Origin of the sequence: Listeria floridensis FSL S10-1187 (genome assembly GCF_000525875.1) — a bacterium.
GTDB lineage: Bacteria > Bacillota > Bacilli > Lactobacillales > Listeriaceae > Listeria > Listeria floridensis.
The window spans coordinates 117,455-133,832 of the sequence record NZ_AODF01000001.1; the positions used below are offsets into that span (position 1 = coordinate 117,455).

General features: G+C 42.2%; 21 protein-coding genes. 1 reads left to right on the forward strand and 20 read right to left on the reverse strand.

The genetic code is table 11. From position 1 onward, the window contains the following. Window positions 1–7: 7 nt before the first annotated feature. Complete coding sequence (locus MFLO_RS00585) at window positions 8–1,012, forward strand: XcbB/CpsF family capsular polysaccharide biosynthesis protein (RefSeq protein WP_036095590.1); 1,005 nt, start codon at window positions 8–10, stop codon at window positions 1,010–1,012. Between the two features lie 652 nt (window positions 1,013–1,664). Here the strand turns inward: MFLO_RS00585 and MFLO_RS00590 are convergent. The 20 genes from MFLO_RS00590 to MFLO_RS00680 all read right to left on the reverse strand — a co-directional run bounded on the left by MFLO_RS00590 (window position 1,665) and on the right by MFLO_RS00680 (window position 16,342). Beyond that, the gene (locus tag MFLO_RS00590) at window positions 1,665–2,234 is read right to left on the reverse strand and encodes a GNAT family N-acetyltransferase (protein ID WP_241433500.1); all 570 of its coding nucleotides are present in this window, start codon (window positions 2,232–2,234) and stop codon (window positions 1,665–1,667) included. Between the two features lie 20 nt (window positions 2,235–2,254). After that, window positions 2,255–2,737: a LysR substrate-binding domain-containing protein gene (locus MFLO_RS00595; protein WP_077913106.1), complete on the reverse strand. Its 483-nt coding sequence runs from the start codon at window positions 2,735–2,737 to the stop codon at window positions 2,255–2,257. Beyond that, window positions 2,721–3,152 (reverse strand): LysR family transcriptional regulator, encoded by a 432-nt coding sequence (locus tag MFLO_RS00600; protein WP_162148127.1) that lies wholly within the window; start codon window positions 3,150–3,152, stop codon window positions 2,721–2,723. The genes MFLO_RS00595 and MFLO_RS00600 overlap by 17 nt, the downstream gene beginning before the upstream one ends. A gap of 91 nt (window positions 3,153–3,243) precedes the next feature. Beyond that, complete coding sequence (locus tag MFLO_RS00605) at window positions 3,244–4,353, reverse strand: alpha/beta fold hydrolase (RefSeq protein WP_036095600.1); 1,110 nt, start codon at window positions 4,351–4,353, stop codon at window positions 3,244–3,246. A gap of 1 nt (window position 4,354) precedes the next feature. Further along, on the reverse strand, window positions 4,355–5,557 hold the full coding sequence (locus MFLO_RS00610; protein WP_036095602.1) for an MFS transporter: 1,203 nt from the start codon (window positions 5,555–5,557) through the stop codon (window positions 4,355–4,357). Further along, window positions 5,558–5,764: a hypothetical protein gene (locus MFLO_RS16120; protein WP_241433480.1), complete on the reverse strand. Its 207-nt coding sequence runs from the start codon at window positions 5,762–5,764 to the stop codon at window positions 5,558–5,560. It lies immediately after the preceding gene. A gap of 56 nt (window positions 5,765–5,820) precedes the next feature. Further along, window positions 5,821–7,176, reverse strand: a complete 1,356-nt coding sequence (locus MFLO_RS00615; RefSeq protein ID WP_241433481.1) for a CoA-transferase — start codon at window positions 7,174–7,176, stop codon at window positions 5,821–5,823. A 15-nt stretch (window positions 7,177–7,191) separates the two neighbouring features. Continuing rightward, on the reverse strand, window positions 7,192–8,400 hold the full coding sequence (locus tag MFLO_RS00620) for a thiolase family protein (protein WP_036095605.1): 1,209 nt from the start codon (window positions 8,398–8,400) through the stop codon (window positions 7,192–7,194). Window positions 8,401–8,411: 11 nt separating this feature from the next. Then, complete coding sequence (gene fabG, locus MFLO_RS00625) at window positions 8,412–9,134, reverse strand: 3-oxoacyl-ACP reductase FabG (protein ID WP_036095608.1); 723 nt, start codon at window positions 9,132–9,134, stop codon at window positions 8,412–8,414. A gap of 181 nt (window positions 9,135–9,315) precedes the next feature. Then, window positions 9,316–9,642: a hypothetical protein gene (locus tag MFLO_RS00630; RefSeq protein ID WP_051993354.1), complete on the reverse strand. Its 327-nt coding sequence runs from the start codon at window positions 9,640–9,642 to the stop codon at window positions 9,316–9,318. Window positions 9,643–9,856: 214 nt separating this feature from the next. Further along, window positions 9,857–10,918, reverse strand: coding sequence for a threonine aldolase family protein (locus MFLO_RS00635; protein ID WP_036095977.1), 1,062 nt, complete (start codon window positions 10,916–10,918; stop codon window positions 9,857–9,859). A 14-nt stretch (window positions 10,919–10,932) separates the two neighbouring features. Next, window positions 10,933–11,271: a nucleotide pyrophosphohydrolase gene (locus MFLO_RS00640; protein WP_206538289.1), complete on the reverse strand. Its 339-nt coding sequence runs from the start codon at window positions 11,269–11,271 to the stop codon at window positions 10,933–10,935. A 116-nt stretch (window positions 11,272–11,387) separates the two neighbouring features. Next, window positions 11,388–11,939 (reverse strand): NADPH-dependent FMN reductase, encoded by a 552-nt coding sequence (locus tag MFLO_RS00645; protein WP_036095609.1) that lies wholly within the window; start codon window positions 11,937–11,939, stop codon window positions 11,388–11,390. Between the two features lie 77 nt (window positions 11,940–12,016). Beyond that, window positions 12,017–12,784 (reverse strand): alpha/beta fold hydrolase, encoded by a 768-nt coding sequence (locus MFLO_RS00650; RefSeq protein ID WP_036095611.1) that lies wholly within the window; start codon window positions 12,782–12,784, stop codon window positions 12,017–12,019. Window positions 12,785–12,903: 119 nt separating this feature from the next. After that, window positions 12,904–13,359: a hypothetical protein gene (locus tag MFLO_RS00655; protein ID WP_036095613.1), complete on the reverse strand. Its 456-nt coding sequence runs from the start codon at window positions 13,357–13,359 to the stop codon at window positions 12,904–12,906. A 218-nt stretch (window positions 13,360–13,577) separates the two neighbouring features. Further along, window positions 13,578–14,198 (reverse strand): hydrolase, encoded by a 621-nt coding sequence (locus tag MFLO_RS00660; protein WP_036095615.1) that lies wholly within the window; start codon window positions 14,196–14,198, stop codon window positions 13,578–13,580. A gap of 13 nt (window positions 14,199–14,211) precedes the next feature. Continuing rightward, entirely contained in the window at window positions 14,212–14,421 is a 210-nt protein-coding gene (locus MFLO_RS15885) for a hypothetical protein (RefSeq protein ID WP_036095616.1), read from the reverse strand. Next, window positions 14,390–14,557, reverse strand: coding sequence for a hypothetical protein (locus MFLO_RS15500; protein ID WP_156065798.1), 168 nt, complete (start codon window positions 14,555–14,557; stop codon window positions 14,390–14,392). The genes MFLO_RS15885 and MFLO_RS15500 overlap by 32 nt, the downstream gene beginning before the upstream one ends. Before the next feature lie 374 nt (window positions 14,558–14,931). After that, entirely contained in the window at window positions 14,932–15,306 is a 375-nt protein-coding gene (locus MFLO_RS00675) for a (deoxy)nucleoside triphosphate pyrophosphohydrolase (protein ID WP_036095618.1), read from the reverse strand. 40 nt (window positions 15,307–15,346) lie between these two features. Then, window positions 15,347–16,342, reverse strand: a complete 996-nt coding sequence (locus MFLO_RS00680; protein ID WP_051993356.1) for an HNH endonuclease — start codon at window positions 16,340–16,342, stop codon at window positions 15,347–15,349. Window positions 16,343–16,378: the final 36 nt, after the last annotated feature.

Genomic DNA, 16,378 nt, shown 5'->3' on the forward strand with positions numbered 1-16,378 from the left:
GGTATCCATGGAACACCCTGAACTGGAATTCTCAGATATTTATTCATTTCAACCAAAATTCGACCGCACAAAGTTGATGGTCAAAACTTTCTCAGATCGCAATTTAATTGATCTTGCGCGCGAAAATACGCAATTGATGGAGATGTATGTTTCTATTTTAGCGAAAGATTATATGCTTTATATGCACACAAATCAAGCCTCTTACTTTATCCGCCGCAAAAATATTCATACCATTTGGCAGCGTAAAGACTTGATTCAATATAACGATTTATTTTATTCATTGACTGACGTTCCAGTAGAAAAGCGTAATCCTTTGGCACCAAAACGTTTAATTGTTATTTTCTCACCAATGCCGCCCATTGAAAAGTATTCTAGTGCGAATCTTGGCGAACGCTGCTTCGTCCCTTCTTTCCCGAGTATCCAAAAACACTTGCTGAAAGATACAATGGTAATGCGGATTATGGATTTAAACTTATCACACGGAAGCCATTACATTAACTCAACAACCTATCCGACCATGGAAAGCGACATCCAAGGTGCGATTCAAAACGTGATCGCAAACCACGAAATCCATAAGGATGACGTTGTGCTTTACGGCGGATCGAAAGGCGGAACCGGAGCGCTTTATCACAGCCTGCTCGGCAATTACCATTCAGTATCTGTAGACCCGATCATTAGCCTTCAGCAATACAATGAAGAAAACGACTTGCACTTTTTAAAGAATTTCCGCCAGACCAATCTTTTAAATCGGATGCAAGCGCTCGTTAAAAAAGACGATTTGCGCAAACAGTATATTTTAGGCACGCCAACCGTGCCGTTCAACTATGATCTTTACAAGCAGCTCGCTTCACCGTCGATCGAGATTATCGACATCTTTGACTCCGCGATTAAAAAGCACGCTGATATCTCAAAAAACTCAGTGGTTGAGCAAGTTACGTATATGAACGAGATTTTCCTAAGCTCTGAAAACTACAAGAAAGAACTTGAACAGCTGCGGGAAATTGCTGGATGAAATGAAAAAAAACCGTCACAACACTCTTTTTTAAATGAGTCGTGTGACGGTCTTTTTATGTGCTCACTACATTTGCAATGAGATTATGAGCTATTAAAACTTTCCTACAAAATATGGAGAGTATCTGGTTTAAAAAAACTTTTTATCCCATACTTCAAAAGTACATATCTTTTCATCAATTACTTTCAACTTGACCCCTTGCTAATAGAAAAAAAACGATTCATCTTGCTTTGCCCGAACAGAACTTGGAATTGATTTTATCATTACAAGTAAAACGGTTAAAAAACACATACCTATTATCACTATTTTTTCATTATCAGTCTCCCTCTATGGTGTTTTAGTTATGTACAGATGCAACCCCTATTAGCATAGCTACAGTAGTAGAAAACTTACAACAGTTTCTCTAAACCTATTAGACGTTGCTTTTAATAAAAAATCAATCCTCTTTTTTCCGTGAATTGATTCTATCACAATCTCTCTCACCGAAACCAAAAAGATCATCAAAAGCCAGATTTTAGTCACGAATAACCATTTCAGCTTATTTATCGCATAATTTACTAAGAACTTGAGTTACAAGAAACCATTCGAACACTAACAAAAAAGCCTCATTTTCTGGGACTTTTCCTATTTGACTTTATTGTTTTCAGCCAAATCAATCCGTCAAAATTTCCGGTTTAAACAGCCAAAACAGCCATTTCCCGAGAAAAACTTTCATCAGCTCCGTATATTCATCAGACGTCACAAATCCACCTTTCGCGAGCATTTCATACACAATTCCACGCTCACACAAACGATAATCGCACTCGGTAAACCCGTGTTTGAAGTAAAACTGCTTTCGCTTCTCGCGCTGCTCATTGTTCGCCGCGGTTGGATTCACTTCCTCGATAGTCAAAATTAATCTTTTTTCGGGAAAAAGCTCGCTAAGTTTTGCGAGTATCCTTCCCCCGTATCCGCTTGACTGAAATTTGTGATCAATCGCAAAATAAAAAATAAATGTGATATCCTTGTGGTGCACCAAGTAAAGCAGCCCAATCCAGCTTTTATCCTCATACAAACTATAGAAATCCACATTTCCATCCCGAGCTTTCCACAGCAAGAACCAAAAAGGAGCTCGTTCTTCCGCAGGAAAAGCCCCCATATAAAGCCGTTTCAGCTCAGCAAGTTTTGAATCATCCCGCTCAACAAATTTGAATTTAATCTCCTTTTCAAGCTCTACATTCATCAACTATTGGATTTCCTCTTTCATTTCAGCTCATGAAACCAGGCACTGACAAATGAAATAAATTTTTGATTGGCTTCCGTCGGTTTCATACTGTTACGCTCAACCAGCATAATTTTCCATTCCGTATCAAGTTCAACCGGAATCGAAACCAAATTATCACGCTGATACATTGCAACAATTGGACTCGGCAAAATGCTGATCGAGTTCGGATTATGCGCCACCATGTTAATCAAAAGATCCCACTGCTTGCTTTTAAAAACAATATTTGGTTCAATCTCACGTTTCTTATACGAATCCAAAATAATATCATACAGTTGAAATTCCTCATTCAACAAAATCAAACGTTCATCGGCAACTTCTTCCAAAGACAATCGCTTAGCCTTGCTAAGCGGGTTTTCCTGATTGACAACTACCGAAAACCCGTTTGTCACAAGGAGTTGTTTTGAACAATTCGGATGATCGAATGGCTCAATTAAAATCGCAAGTTCAATTTCCCCTTGAATTAGCCGTTTTTTTTAGTTCATTGGCTCCAAGTTCCAAAATTTCCAAATCAACAAGCGGATTTTTGCTCATAAAACTTGAAATAATATCATAAAAGTACACCGTCAAAATCACAGGCGGAATTCCAACCGTAATCTTCCCCGAACTTTTCTGCGCAATATCGAGTAGCCGTTCCTCAAAATCGCGAATTGCAAGGAGCAAAACCGCTAGTTCCTTATGAATCTCTTCCCCTTCAGGCGTGATGTTAAGCCGCCCGCCGCGCCGCTCAAATAAAAGCACCTTATTCTCCTCTTCAAACTCACGTAAGCACTGCGTCATTGCGGGTTGCGAAATAAAACACTTTTTCGCCGCACGACTCACATTTTCTGTTGTCAAAACCTGATAAATATACTCTAATTGCTTAATCGTAAACCGCACGACTTCCGCCTCCAATTCCCTTCTCTTCTATTTTACCGAGAAAGACGGCAAAAGAACAGCCTGTAAATAAATTTACAGACTGTTCGCTTCTTTACGCCAAGAACTCCTTGAGATTTTGTGCGAATAAATTCCCTTCAAGAACACCCGCCATATGTCCCTTATCACTTGTAATTTTAACAAGCTCTACCTTCTTACCAATCTTCTCCATCATTTCAACCATCTCTACATTAAATACCGTCGGCTGAAGCTGATCTTGTGTGCAGGAAACAAGCATTAAATCTGCCTTGATCTTATCAAGCGCTTCTTCCAGGCTACCATTTCCATGAGCCAAATCGTGCATCATCGTCGCTCTGCACGTATAATACCAGTGGCTCGCATCAATGCTGTCAAACGTCGCCGAAACCGCCTCATCGAGCTTACGTTCATACGAAGTCGCTTCAAACACATCCGCATAAGGGCGTTCTTCCGCGCTGTCGCGCACATACGTCTCCTCATAAAACTTCGGTGAAAATGCTCCGGCATTCATCATCTGAATCGCCATTTTAAGCCCTTCCTTCGGTCCATTTCCCGTTTCATAATCTCCACCATTCCAATTTGGATCGAGCGCAATTGCACGCATAGCATGTTGCAGCACACTAAATGAAGTCATCACCGGATTTTGCGGATTCGTGATCACACCGATCACCTTCTCCATTCTTTCCGGAAATTCGACCGCCCAGTTCAACGAAATAAAGCCACCCGCCGACGCTCCCATAACCGCGTAAAGCTTTTCGATACCGAGCTGTTTGGTAATGAACTCATGCTGAATACCCGCTACATCCTTAAAAGTAAACGCTGGGAAACTTGATCCAAAAATCTTGCCCGTCTTAGGATTGATACTGCGCGGCCCAGTCGTAATCACCGTTGGGTTGTTGAACTGAACGTTCGCTAAATTATCCGTGCTGATAACAAAATACTTATCCGTATCAACAGCCTTCCCCGGCCCAATCAGCGCATCCCAGTAACCCGGCGCGGCATCATCTTCACTATATTTACCTGCCGCATGACTTGAAGCACTAAAATAATGAGCCACTAAAATGGCATTGCTTTTATCCGCGTTCAGCGTACCATACGTTTCGTATCCAAGCGTGACAGGAATTTCTGCCCCATTTTCAAGCTTATAGTTTTCAATTTGAAACGATTTTTTTTCAACAATCATGATTTTACGCTCCTTTTTTTCCAGTTTCTGGCATCAAAAATGACCCAATAAAGAATGACAAACTAAGAATAACCGCTAGTAAAAGTCCTGCCCTAAAGTCAGCAACGTCGATAACAATTCCGATAATATAGTAGAATACCGTTTCAAAAATATACGAGAAGGACCAGAAAACCCCCATGATAAGCGTTAGTTTTGAAGCCGTCATTCCCGGAAGTTCTTGCGGAATCGTGACAAGTGCTGTCATTGGAAGGAACATCAAGAATCCAACAAGTGCTGCCGCGATAATCGCGATAGTTCCCGATCCCGTAAGTACCATTAACAAAGCAAACAATGTCATGAAAAGACCTGAAAAACGGATAACCGGCAAGCGCTTCGGAGTTTTTTTAGCAATTCCAATCCCAAAAACCGAACCGATAACCCCAGAAATTGCCACAACCGTTGTCAATACTTTCGGATCGACTGCTGCACTGTTTGAAATCGGAAAGATCGTTAAGATAACAATATAAAGCGTCAAAAGTCCGGCATATGTAAATGGAAATGCATAAGAAAATTTCTCTTTTAAAGCATCCTTTAACTTGTAGCTTTCTACTTCTTCACCCGTTCCAGATTTTTTATTTAACTCAAAATCTTCACCAAATAATAGCCACATGACAAGTAAGACTAAACTACATCCTGCAAAGAACAACATGCTGTTTTGCCAAGTCACAAGCCAGATGCTGATCGGTGTAACTACTACCATCGCAATAATACTTCCGACATTGTAAGCAGCCGCATTAATTCCGTTTACTGCTGCACGGCGGCTTGGCGAAAAGTAATTTAAAACGATCGGTCCAAAATAAACAACAAATAATGCACCGCCGAAGCCCATAATGAAGCGAGCAACAACGAAAATCCAATATGCTGGAGCAAAGACACCGAGCAAGCTTCCGCCAACAATCAGCACCGATGCGAGCGTAATCGCTTTTTTTGGATAGAGCTTCACGAGTATTGAAGCTGCCATTAAGTTTCCGATAATCTTAGCAACCGTAATCGCGTTCGAGATAAAAGTTGCCGAAGAAAACTTAGTAATATCGAAATGCTCCATGATTTGCGGCGTTAAAGTTGTTCCGGCAATCCAGTTGACCGCAAAGAACGCGTAGCTTAAAAACATGATGGTTTCAATAATATAAGCCCTTACTGCACGTTTATTTTCCACAACATTTTCCATTTACCTTACCTCACTTTTTTGTTTGTTAAAATCAAGGTTCATGCGTTCTGTTCGAAAGATTTCACTCGGCATCAGCATAAGCGATTCAGAGATTAGTGGTCGAAAAGCCATGTGTTGTAAAATATCGCGTTCAAGGTCAAGCCCCGGTGCGACTTCAATCAGCATCAGCCCTGCTTCCGTGAGCTCAAAAACCGCTCGCTCTGTCACGTAATAAACCGTTTGCTGCTCTTTTCTCGCATAGTTGCCGCTAAAGGTAATTTGTTCTACTTGATCAACGAATTTTTTGTTTTTTTACCTTCTTGTAAAATGTGAATTCGTTCTTGATCAATTTGATATTCCACCCCTTTTGCCATGAATGTCCCTGTGAAAATAATTTTTTTAGCTGTTTGTGTAATATCAATAAATCCGCCGGCACCAGCGACTTTCGGTCCAAATTTCGAGACATTGACATTCCCGAATTGATCAACCTCCGCAAGTCCTAGGAAAGCCGCATCAATTCCGCCGCCGTTATAAAAACAAAACATATCGCTTTGCTGAATAATCGCTTCGGGATAAAGCGAGCATCCAAAATCGAGATCTCCTTGCGGTGTCCCGCCGAATACACCAGGTTCAACCGTTGGAATAAAATATTTTTCCTGACCTTCTTCACTCAAAATCGAAGCCACCATTTCTGGCATTCCAATCCCGTAGTTGACGACATAATCGCTTTCACGGTCAAGAAAAGCTGCCGCCCGCCGTGCAATCACTTTACGGACAGAAAGCGGAATAAGCGGCTTCTCGCTTGCCTCATCCATCTTTTCTCCCTCGTTCCGCGCCGTAATAAACGCCGGATTAAAACTCGTACTAAACGTTTGCTTATGATGCTCCAAGTCTTCGACCACGACCACGTAATCTACGAATACACCCGGAATACCAACCATTTTCGGATCAATCGTGCCATTTTCGACACGTTCTTTCACCTGCACAATCACCTTTCCGCCGTTATTCTTCGCCGCCATCGCCATCGAAACAGCCTCAAGAAGAAGCGGCTCATCCGCAAACGAAATATTGCCCTTCTCATCCGCACTTGTTCCCTTCAAAATCGCAATATCTGGAAAAATCGTTTTATAGGCTAAAAGCGGCTCCTCCCCGATTTTCACTTTCTCAACCAGATTTTCCCTTGCCAATTTGTTCAACTTTCCGCCTTCTACATCTGGGTCAACAAACGTTTCGAGTCCGATGCGCGAAAAGTGCCAAGGTCGTTTTGCTGCCGCATCACGAAAAATCTGCGACATAACCCCCTGAGGAAAATTATACCCTTCCACCAAGTTTTGTTCTACAAGCGGTTGAAACTTAGGAACAAGTCCCCAGTGCCCGCCGATGATTCGTTTCAGAAGTCCGGGCGCCGCATAATGATTGAGCCCTCGGTCGCACCGGTCCCCGATTCCGCCTGCATAGCTAATCGTGAGATCCCGCGGGTGCCCCGTCTTCGCAAACCGCTCTTCTACCGCAATATGAATTTCCTCCGCAACACCGCTGCCGATAAAGCCGCCGATAACAACCGAATCGCCATCTTGAATCAGCTGTGCTGCCGCATTCGCATCCAGAAACTGCGCTTTTCCCCTTTCCTTTTGTCCCATCTCAATTCAACCTTTCTATACATTTTTCACGAGCATCGCGATACCCATTCCGCCGCCAATACACAGCGCTGCGATCCCGTATTTCTTTTCCTTTTGACGCGCCATTTGATGAACCAGTGTCGTTGCAACACGTGCTCCGGATGCCCCGAGCGGATGGCCAAGCGCAATCGCGCCGCCAAGCAAGTTGGTTTTTTCTGCCAAACTGTCATAAGATACATCAAACGTGGCCGCCAGTTCTTTTAAAACGCCAATTGATTGAGCAGCAAACGCTTCATTCAGCTCAAACAAATCAATATCAGAAAGCCCCACTCCCGTTTTCTCCAAAAGCTTTTGAATCGCCGGAGCGGGCCCAAGCCCCATCACAGCCGGGTCAACACCCGCAAGCCCAAATCCGACAATTTCCACAAGCGGCTTCAAACCGTTCTCCTCCACAAATTTTTCCGAAGCGACAAGAAGAACACTTGCGCCGTCATTGATTCCCGATGCATTTCCCGCCGTCACCGTACCGCCTTCTTTAAAAGCAGGTCTGAGATGCGCCAGTTTTTCAGGAGTTGACGCCGCATTCGGATGCTCATCGACAGAAATCGTGATTTTCTTTTTGCGCGCCTTGTAACTCACAGGCACAATTTCGGTTTCAAATACTCCCGCTTCAATTGCCGCAAGCGCTTTTTGCTGCGACGCGTACGCGAACTTGTCTTGCTCTTCGCGCGAAATCTGGTATTTGTCAGCAATATTTTCCGCCGTAATTCCCATATGATAGCCACCGAGCCCGTCCGTAAGTCCATCCAAAAGCAGCGTGTCCGTAATGCGCGCATCACCTAGCCCAAGCCCCGCTCGGCTCTTAAAGTTCGGCAAAATTTGCGCAGCCTGACTCATTGATTCTACTCCGCCAGTAAGAATGGCTTCCGCTTCACCCAGACGAATTTCATTGTAGGCCTGTTCGACCGTCTTTAAGCCGCTGCCGCATAAAATGTTGACCAAATAGGCTATTTTCGTATCCGGAAGCCCCGCCTTAAGACTCACCTGCCGCGCAATATTTTGACCGTGACCAGCCGCAAGCACATTTCCGAGCACGAGCTGATCAATCTTTTCCGCCGCCAGATTTTGATTTTGAAGTACAGCTTCCACAACCGGAACCGTCAAATCAACCGGGTTGACCGCTGCGAGCCCGCCTAAAAACTTTCCTACCGCCGTTCGTTTTGCATCTACAATATATACTTTCATCGGTCTCCTCCTTAAATTCGCATTCCGCCGTCAACCGACAGCACATGCCCGTTCACGTAAGAAGATTCATCACTTGCCAGAAAAGCAACCGCATTCGCAATCTCAATCGGCTCAGCCAATCTCTTCAGCGGATTTTTCGCTTTCAAATCATCCAAAATATGTTCCGGCACCGATTGAATCATTTCCGTATTCACATAACCCGGTGCAACCGCATTTGTCCGGATTGCTGCTCCCTTGCGCGTAAACTCCTTCGCCCACGTATAAGTCAGCCCGATCAGCCCCGCTTTCGTTGCCGCGTAATTGCTTTGCCCGATATTGCCATAAACACCGACAACCGAAGAGATATTAATAATCGAACCGCTGTTTTGTTCAATCATCGCCGGAAGTATCGCTTGAGTGACATGAAATGCCCCTGACAAATTGACTTTCATAACCTGCTCCCAGTCAGCTTCTTCAAGCTTTGTCATCAAGCGATCCTTTGTAATGCCCGCGTTATTAATCAAAATATCAATCCGGCCGCTTTCCGCGTTCATCTGTTCCGCCGCACTTCTTACTTCGTCTCGATTCGTAATATCCACATGCAGTTGCTTGAATCCGTCAAGCTCTGCCCCCGTCGTAATATCCAGCGAATAAACTTGTTTCGCACCTTGCGCAAGCAACAGCTTGGCTATTTCGTAACCAATCCCATTTGCGCCTCCGGTTATAACCGCCACTTTTCCATCAAAACGTCCCATCGTATTCCCTCCTAATTATGTATCCGCTTACAACTTAATTATATAAACGAGTCCAGATTACGAAAAATACATTTTTTTTATCTAACTATAAGCTCCTCTTATAGTTAGATTCAGCAAACAAAAAAGGCGATTCTAGCAGAATCGCCTTTACTATAAAATGCCGCTTTCTCAGCTCGCAAAATCACTTCGTCTCTCTAGTCGTAAATTTCGCTGTGTTTTCACTAAACCTAAACGTTTCTTCCACAAATAAAACCCCCCGTCTTGAAACGCCTAAACTTTGATAAATTTCTTGGTCATTCTCCCTTTTTCGACGAACCAAGTATTCTTCCTTTGTGAACAGCAGCAGCTTTTGCTCGGCGGAAAGCGGTAATCCTTTTAAAGAATCACCTATTGCTTCAAAATACTCAAGCTCCCCGAGTAAAACCTTTCGCTCCGTCTGACATTCTGTCTGCTCAAGCTTTCGGAGCAGCCCCGTTTGAATTTTTCTTATCTGTTGCCTTGTAACCAACATCATCCCTCCATTTCCGCTCCGTTCCAAATCGGAGCTGTAAAACTACCTTATTTCCCCATTTTTCTATTGCTTATTTGTCTACTTTATAAGTATAGCACCATTTTGGTTACATGTAAATTTAAGTATCCATTCCAAAATTTGAAAATTGCCTGTAAAAAAAAGTGAAGAATTTCTTCTTCACTCAAGTTTTTGCATTCTCTTATTTAACCCTTCAAAAAAACCGCTCCATTCGCTTTGGATCGACCTCTAGCGTTGCATCGCCAATCGACAATTCAAACGAACAGCTGCCCGCATCTTTTTCTAGCAAATAACCGGTTATCCCCAAATCGCATTCATCCATTAGATCCGCTAAAATATCGCTAACTGCTTCGCTTGCACCTTCAAAATAAACATGAAACATATTAGAAACCGGAATTTCCGGCTGCGTCGTCACCTTTTCGGTACCATTCCATCGTTTCGCGAGTTCACGACTTTTTGTAAAATACTGCGCCATTTTCGGCATTCGTTTTTCAAAATAATAATCTGCGCTCAAAATATATGGGTATAAACTGATCAAGTCTCCTCCGTAACGACGTTTCCAAATTTCCGCTTCCGTGCAGAAGTCGGCTGTCCCTGCCAAAATTGCCCCAGCAATGCCGCCAATTCCTTTATAAAACGAAAGATAAACACTATCAAATAACTCTGCCACCTCAGCAGCCGATTTTTGATAATACGGTAAAACCTCAAAAAGCCGCGCCCCATCCAGATGCAGTGCAATATGCTTTTCGCGGCAATAAGCTGAAATTTCCTTAAGCTCAGCAAAACTCGGTAATTTGCCGCCGATTTCCCGTTGTGGTAGTTCGATCAAGATAGCAGCCACCGGTTCCGGCAAAGCTTTGATATCCGCTAAATTCAACAACCGATCTTCCTCACCGAGCAAAAAAGTTTTCATTTGATGCAGCTTCTTTAATCCATCTTGTTCGTGAATTTCGAGATGGGCAAGTGGATGATACGCCACATTTCGATTGTTTGCACGGTCCGACCAAATGCGCAGCGCAATTTGCTGCGCCATCGTTCCGCTTGGAAAAAAAACAGCCGCTTCTTTGCCGAGAAGCCTTGCAAATTTCGCCTCGAAGTCTTCGATCAGCGAGCCAGAACCATACATATCGCTTTCCGTCAAAGAATCGACTTTACTAAGCGCTTCCTGTAAAACCCCGACATTCCTAGCCCCATTTCCGCCGATTTTATACTGCGTCTTTTGAAAGCATTGTTTTAAACGATCTTGATTCGTCAACATGATCCCTTCCTTTACAGTTCCGTATATTTGGCGTTATTTCCCTTACTTTTTTCAACAGGGTATTTCCGTGCATTCTTCTCGAGCTTTTCTTCGATAATTGTGCCGATGTCGAGCTTCAAATCATCCGCCAGCATGATGCTGTAAATCAAGACGTCCGCGATCTCTTCCTTGATATTTTCAAAGTTCGCTTCGACTGCTTCCTCGCTCGTCTTCCACTGAAAATCCTCAAGCAGTTCCGCCGCTTCAATACTAACCGAAATCGCTAAATCTTTTGCTTTGTGAAACTGCCGCCAATTTCGTTCTTCTCTGAACTGATTAACCTTGGAAACTAGTTGTTCGATCTCATTCACATTATCCACTTCTTTCTCGCATAATTGATCTACTCACAGCTAGTATTCCCTAGCCCGCCGCATTTGTCAAAACAAAAGCCGCAAGCAAAACCCGCTTGCGGCTCAAAAAAGTATCCTTATTTACTATTCTTCTCAAAAAACTCCACATATTTATCCGTGATCATTTGGAAGAATTTCATCGTATCTGGAATAATAGTACCATTTTCATCAATCAATTTCGTCACATTGCCGATGTAAGCCTCTGGTTGCTGTAACGTTGGAATATTAAGAAATACAAGCGATTGACGTAAATGATGGTTGGCTCCGAAGCCGCCGATTCCACCTGGCGAAACCGATACAACAAGACCTGGTTTACCGTCCCAAACACTCTTACCAAACGGACGTGAACCGACATCAAGTGCATTTTTAATGACCGCAGGAACCGAACGATTATATTCAGGCGTCACAAACACAACCCCATCCAAACCCTTCACTTCTTCACGGAACGTATTATAAACTTCTGGAGCAGGACCGACATCATCGAAATCCTGATTATAAAATGGCAACGAATCAATCTTCACGAAAACAGCTTCATATCCGTCTGGAAGAAGACTTGCGAATGCTTCCGCTACCTTTTTGCTAAACGAATCTTTTCTTAAACTACCCACAAAAAACCCAATTTTTTTCATCTGTACTCAAACCTCCTGTTTAGTTATAAACGTTAACAATTTTACTTTACACCTAATTATCATAACTTCGCAAGTTTTTAGAATGAAACCCAAGTATCCTTATGCTGCTCAAAAAACTCCGCCGCCTTCTCCATCGTATCCGTGTGAACGAGATGGCCTTTCCCTTCTCCAATTTCAAACACAATCCCGCGCCCATGTTCCGTATTTTGATTATCCGCCACAAAGCGCTTCACAGAATCAATCGGAATCTTCGGATCTTCCGTTCCATGCCAAAAGTAGATTGGCCGGCCGCGCAGAAGTTCCGGCTTATGGCTCAGATCAAACTTCTCCTGCCAACTGAGAAGATCCGGATAGCTGTCTGAAAAATCGACATGAAACTCCCTTGCCCGCTCAATCCCGCGATTCCGATAATCGACCATCGCCGGTTCCCCCATCAAGCAAACCGCTACCTGAATATCCGGGTAATGCGTCAGGAGTGCACACGTTGTGATGCCCCCCATCGAAAGCCCACCAACACCAACCCAGCCATTTGAAAGTTTATTCGCTTCAAAGTAGTTGCGCAGTGTTTCAAATTCAAATAAGTTTCCTTGAATACTGTTCCAAAATGTGACAGAAGGAATCGGTGATAGCGTCTGTTTTCGTTCCCCGTGATTTGGTGCATCCGGCAGACAAACCCGAAAGCCTCGTGCTGCAAGCTTCCTGCCTTGCGTCAGTACTAAATCTTTACTGATTTGCCAGCCGTGATAAAAAATTACAAGCGGAAGCATTTCATCCATTCGATTCGCATCTACAACTTCGATAATTGGAATCGTATTGATTTCTTTTTTGATTACTTTCGTTGCCATTATGTTCTCCCCCACTATTTGTTGTTTATTTAAATACGAGATAGAGAATTACCGTTTGATCCGCCTGCTTCAAATTTTCTGGATCAAGTAATTCTTTTTGACTATTAAACGAGCGCGTATTAGTACTCCAATATTGCACAACATTTTTTTTCATTTAACGTAACCTTACCGTTTTTAAACAAATCCGTGCTTGAACCTAAGCCATCTTTGTTATCTAATATACCCTGCGGAAACTCCTTCGTCATCGTCGAGTAAGCTCCGTGTGCCGTTCGGATAAAAGCTCTAACTTCATCTGGCTGCATTGGATCTGTACCAGTAAGCCCCCATACAACCTGCCCGCTATACATGCTCTTTTTTGATTGCCCGATTTCTGCAATGTTCACATGTTTCTTTACTGTTGTTTTCTGATATACATCGAGAACTAGACTCACAGATTTCGCTTTGACATTAAATCCGATTGTTCCGTAAGAAGAAAACAGCAATCCCAGCGCATCTGATTGTTTCTCCTCAATCATCTTTACTTGATTATCCGGAATTCCTGCTTCTTTATTCCCTTGAAACGGCCAGAAATTCATATACGCCAAATAGATTCCGAAGGCAAGTATCAGAAGTACTGGAATTAAACTAGACAGAATTTATTTTTTTTTCGTTTTTGATTCATCTTTGCTGCCTCATTTCCCGTTCATTTATGTAGTCCATACAAATTTATTATAGCACAATCCCGTGACAGTTCTTTCCAAAAAAACATCAAAAAAGAACAACAGCCGAGCGACTGTTGTTCTTTTAACACCCTTTAGCGCAAGTTTGAAAACGCACCGAACTCCGTCATAATATGATCGAATTCCGGCACCGTTTCCTTGCGGTTCCAATCGCGCTGAAGCTCACATCCGAGTTGAGCGATCGAAGTTAAATGCGCGCCCGCCTGTTCCACGCGTTTCAGCGCTGCTTCGTGAGCGAGAGATGAAGTTCCGCCGACCGCATCGACGACAGGATAAACGTCAAATCCTTCACTGATTGCATCAATCGTTGGAAACGTCAGACAAGCTTCCGTCCAAAGTGCGAGCATAATAATTTTCTTACGCCCCGTAGCCTTAATCGCTTCTTGATATTCCTTATCTTCCCAAGCATTGATAGAAGTGCGGTCATACGAAGGGAAATCCTTACCTAAAAGCCGCTTGATCCCTGGAATCGTGTCATCATTTCCGCCAGTACCAACATTTACCGTGGATAAAACGACAGGAAGATCATACAGTTTTGCGAGCCGAATCACCTTTTCCGTATTTTGTACGAGCTCCGATCGATTCATCGAGTTGACTGAATTAATTTGCATAGGCTGATAATCAATCACCGTTAAAACCGCATTTTCTGAAGAAAGTAAAATATCATCTTTTCCTCGTTTCGGATAACTTGTCACACCGAATCACTCCTTACAATGAATTTACGTTCAGCATAGCACCAAATTCCGTTTGAAACAAAGAAAAGCACTCGTTAATCTTCCGTTCAACATCCACTTGTTCTCTAGCCTTAAGCTTTGCGATGGACTCAAGTAGACTTTGCTGTATCGACCCATCAAAATCACTTTTTTGAATACTAATATAGTCCGTTTTATTCCAATAATAAACCAGCTGCGTATCCAATTTCCTCTTCCATACTAAGCGCTTCTTTCGTTGTAATCGTTGAATTGAGATAAGCAGGTGCACCAAAATCTTGAAAATGAACAAAAATGATAGAAATCTTCGTATCCTGTAGTAATTTAGTTCGTATCTGAACCAAATTTTCGTCGCCCAAACCCCCCGCAAATGACAATAGCATCATAATCTAGAAGCTTGGCATCTTCGAATTCCGCTAAACTTTGGATAGCATCAAAAAATCTGATAGCTCTCAGGGACAGTTTCACTCAAAAACAGCATTGCTACTTTTCCGTATTACCTACCCAATCCTTTTTTACTCATTTCTTGATTACAACCTGCTAATAATCCCCGAAAGCTTAATAACGCAAGCAAACCTATAAAATGTTTCATGGCTAAATCCTCTCGAATTATTAATTACCTTACCCAAAGCCCTATCCAAACTAAGCTAATATTCCTTTTTAAAAATAGCCAAAGAACAATTTATCGAAATTTCACCTTAAGTTGAAAAGCTACTTTTTATTTTATCTTCTCCAATATTGGAAAATCAGCTGGAGCCCAATCTAAAGTATGTAAGCTTTCTTTACTTAGCCACTTACTAGCTTGATGTTCGATTAAATAATAGTTTTTTGAAATTATTTTACACATATAAAACCTAATTTGAACACAACCAAAGTCATGAATTGAATTAGTTTCCCCAACAAAGTTTTCAATTTTAATCTTACAATTTAACTCCTCAGCAATTTCACGATGCAGCGCTTCCTCGTATGACTCATCCGTCTTTACCTTTCCACCCGGAAATTCCCAAAATCCTGCTAACTCCTTATTTTCAGGACGTTGGCAACATAAAAATTCTTGGTTTTCATTTTCTATAATAGCAGCTACAACTTGCATTTTTTCACCTTCTCAATTCAGTTCATTCGATTACATGTTTCTACTTTCTTTCCCGAACTTTCATTAATAGTTTATCCTTATCCCTTTTATCTTCAAGCTCGTGAATTCTAGCATGGCAATTTGGACAAAGAGCTATACAATTATCTATACTATCTGCTCCTCCTTGAGCTAAATATTCGATATGATGCGCATGCAAAAAAGGTTTTCCTCTTGTTTCAAAAGGAGCATTTTTTTCGCAAAGCTGACATACACCTTGAGCAATATCCTTCACATATTCTGCAATTAATGGATCCCTAAAAAATTCACGTTTCCTAACTAATCGATAAGCATCTCGTTTATCATCTAATTGATCTTGTTTATTTCTTTCACTCAATGCCTTCGCTTTCTGTTCTAAATTCGTACTATCTAACCTTTTCACCACTTTTTCACGAACAATAGTTGCTCGTTTCCAATCATCCTCTGGGATTGCATAAAACTTGTCTTTTAAAAGTAGTGGAAATTTATATACTTTTCTCATGTTCCCCTTTGCATCAGCCTCCAATTTTACATACGGTTCACCTGCTAACGTGACTTCCCCAGCGTAGACATAATGCTTTTCTTTGTAAACCTCGAACAAAAATACCCGTATATCTGTTTCATTTGATGTAGCTAGTGTTTTATTCTGGCTTTTATCTAGTTGTTGGTCTCCTTCTTGTCCCATTCCTGTGTAATGGAGTTCATCTCCAATCCATCTATCTTCATACAATGCTTTTCCAGTGTGATCTGAAATAAGCACTAAGGCATTTTTCATGCGCGATCGGCGCATTCCTCCTTGAGGAGAGCACTTGAAAGCATTCACAACTTCATGATTAGAATATGTAGCTCCAACAAGTAATTGATCAATACCAAGACGTACATATTCCTTTCTCCACTTCATAACTTCATCATAATCGAAATTCATTGCTATTTCATCTCTACTTGGTAATCCTTCTGCCAGTAATTTTTCTAGCACTTCCCCATTTATTCCTAAAGCTGCTATCAATTCTCTACGATTCATTAAGTTTCCCCCTACTAATAGCCTTCAAAACTCTAT

Coding starts and splice junctions, on each gene's coding strand:
- MFLO_RS00585 (WP_036095590.1), top strand. CDS start 8: ATGGAACACCCTGAACTGGAATTCTCAGATATTTATTCATTTCAACCA.
- MFLO_RS00590 (WP_241433500.1), bottom strand. CDS start 2,234: ATGAATGTAGAGCTTGAAAAGGAGATTAAATTCAAATTTGTTGAGCGG.
- MFLO_RS00610 (WP_036095602.1), bottom strand. CDS start 5,557: ATGGAAAATGTTGTGGAAAATAAACGTGCAGTAAGGGCTTATATTATT.
- MFLO_RS00615 (WP_241433481.1), bottom strand. CDS start 7,176: ATGGGACAAAAGGAAAGGGGAAAAGCGCAGTTTCTGGATGCGAATGCG.
- MFLO_RS00620 (WP_036095605.1), bottom strand. CDS start 8,400: ATGAAAGTATATATTGTAGATGCAAAACGAACGGCGGTAGGAAAGTTT.
- fabG (WP_036095608.1), bottom strand. CDS start 9,134: ATGGGACGTTTTGATGGAAAAGTGGCGGTTATAACCGGAGGCGCAAAT.
- MFLO_RS00645 (WP_036095609.1), bottom strand. CDS start 11,939: ATGAAAAAAATTGGGTTTTTTGTGGGTAGTTTAAGAAAAGATTCGTTT.
- MFLO_RS00650 (WP_036095611.1), bottom strand. CDS start 12,784: ATGGCAACGAAAGTAATCAAAAAAGAAATCAATACGATTCCAATTATC.
- MFLO_RS00655 (WP_036095613.1), bottom strand. CDS start 13,359: ATGAATTTCTGGCCGTTTCAAGGGAATAAAGAAGCAGGAATTCCGGAT.
- MFLO_RS00675 (WP_036095618.1), bottom strand. CDS start 15,306: ATGCAAGTTGTAGCTGCTATTATAGAAAATGAAAACCAAGAATTTTTA.
- MFLO_RS00680 (WP_051993356.1), bottom strand. CDS start 16,342: ATGAATCGTAGAGAATTGATAGCAGCTTTAGGAATAAATGGGGAAGTG.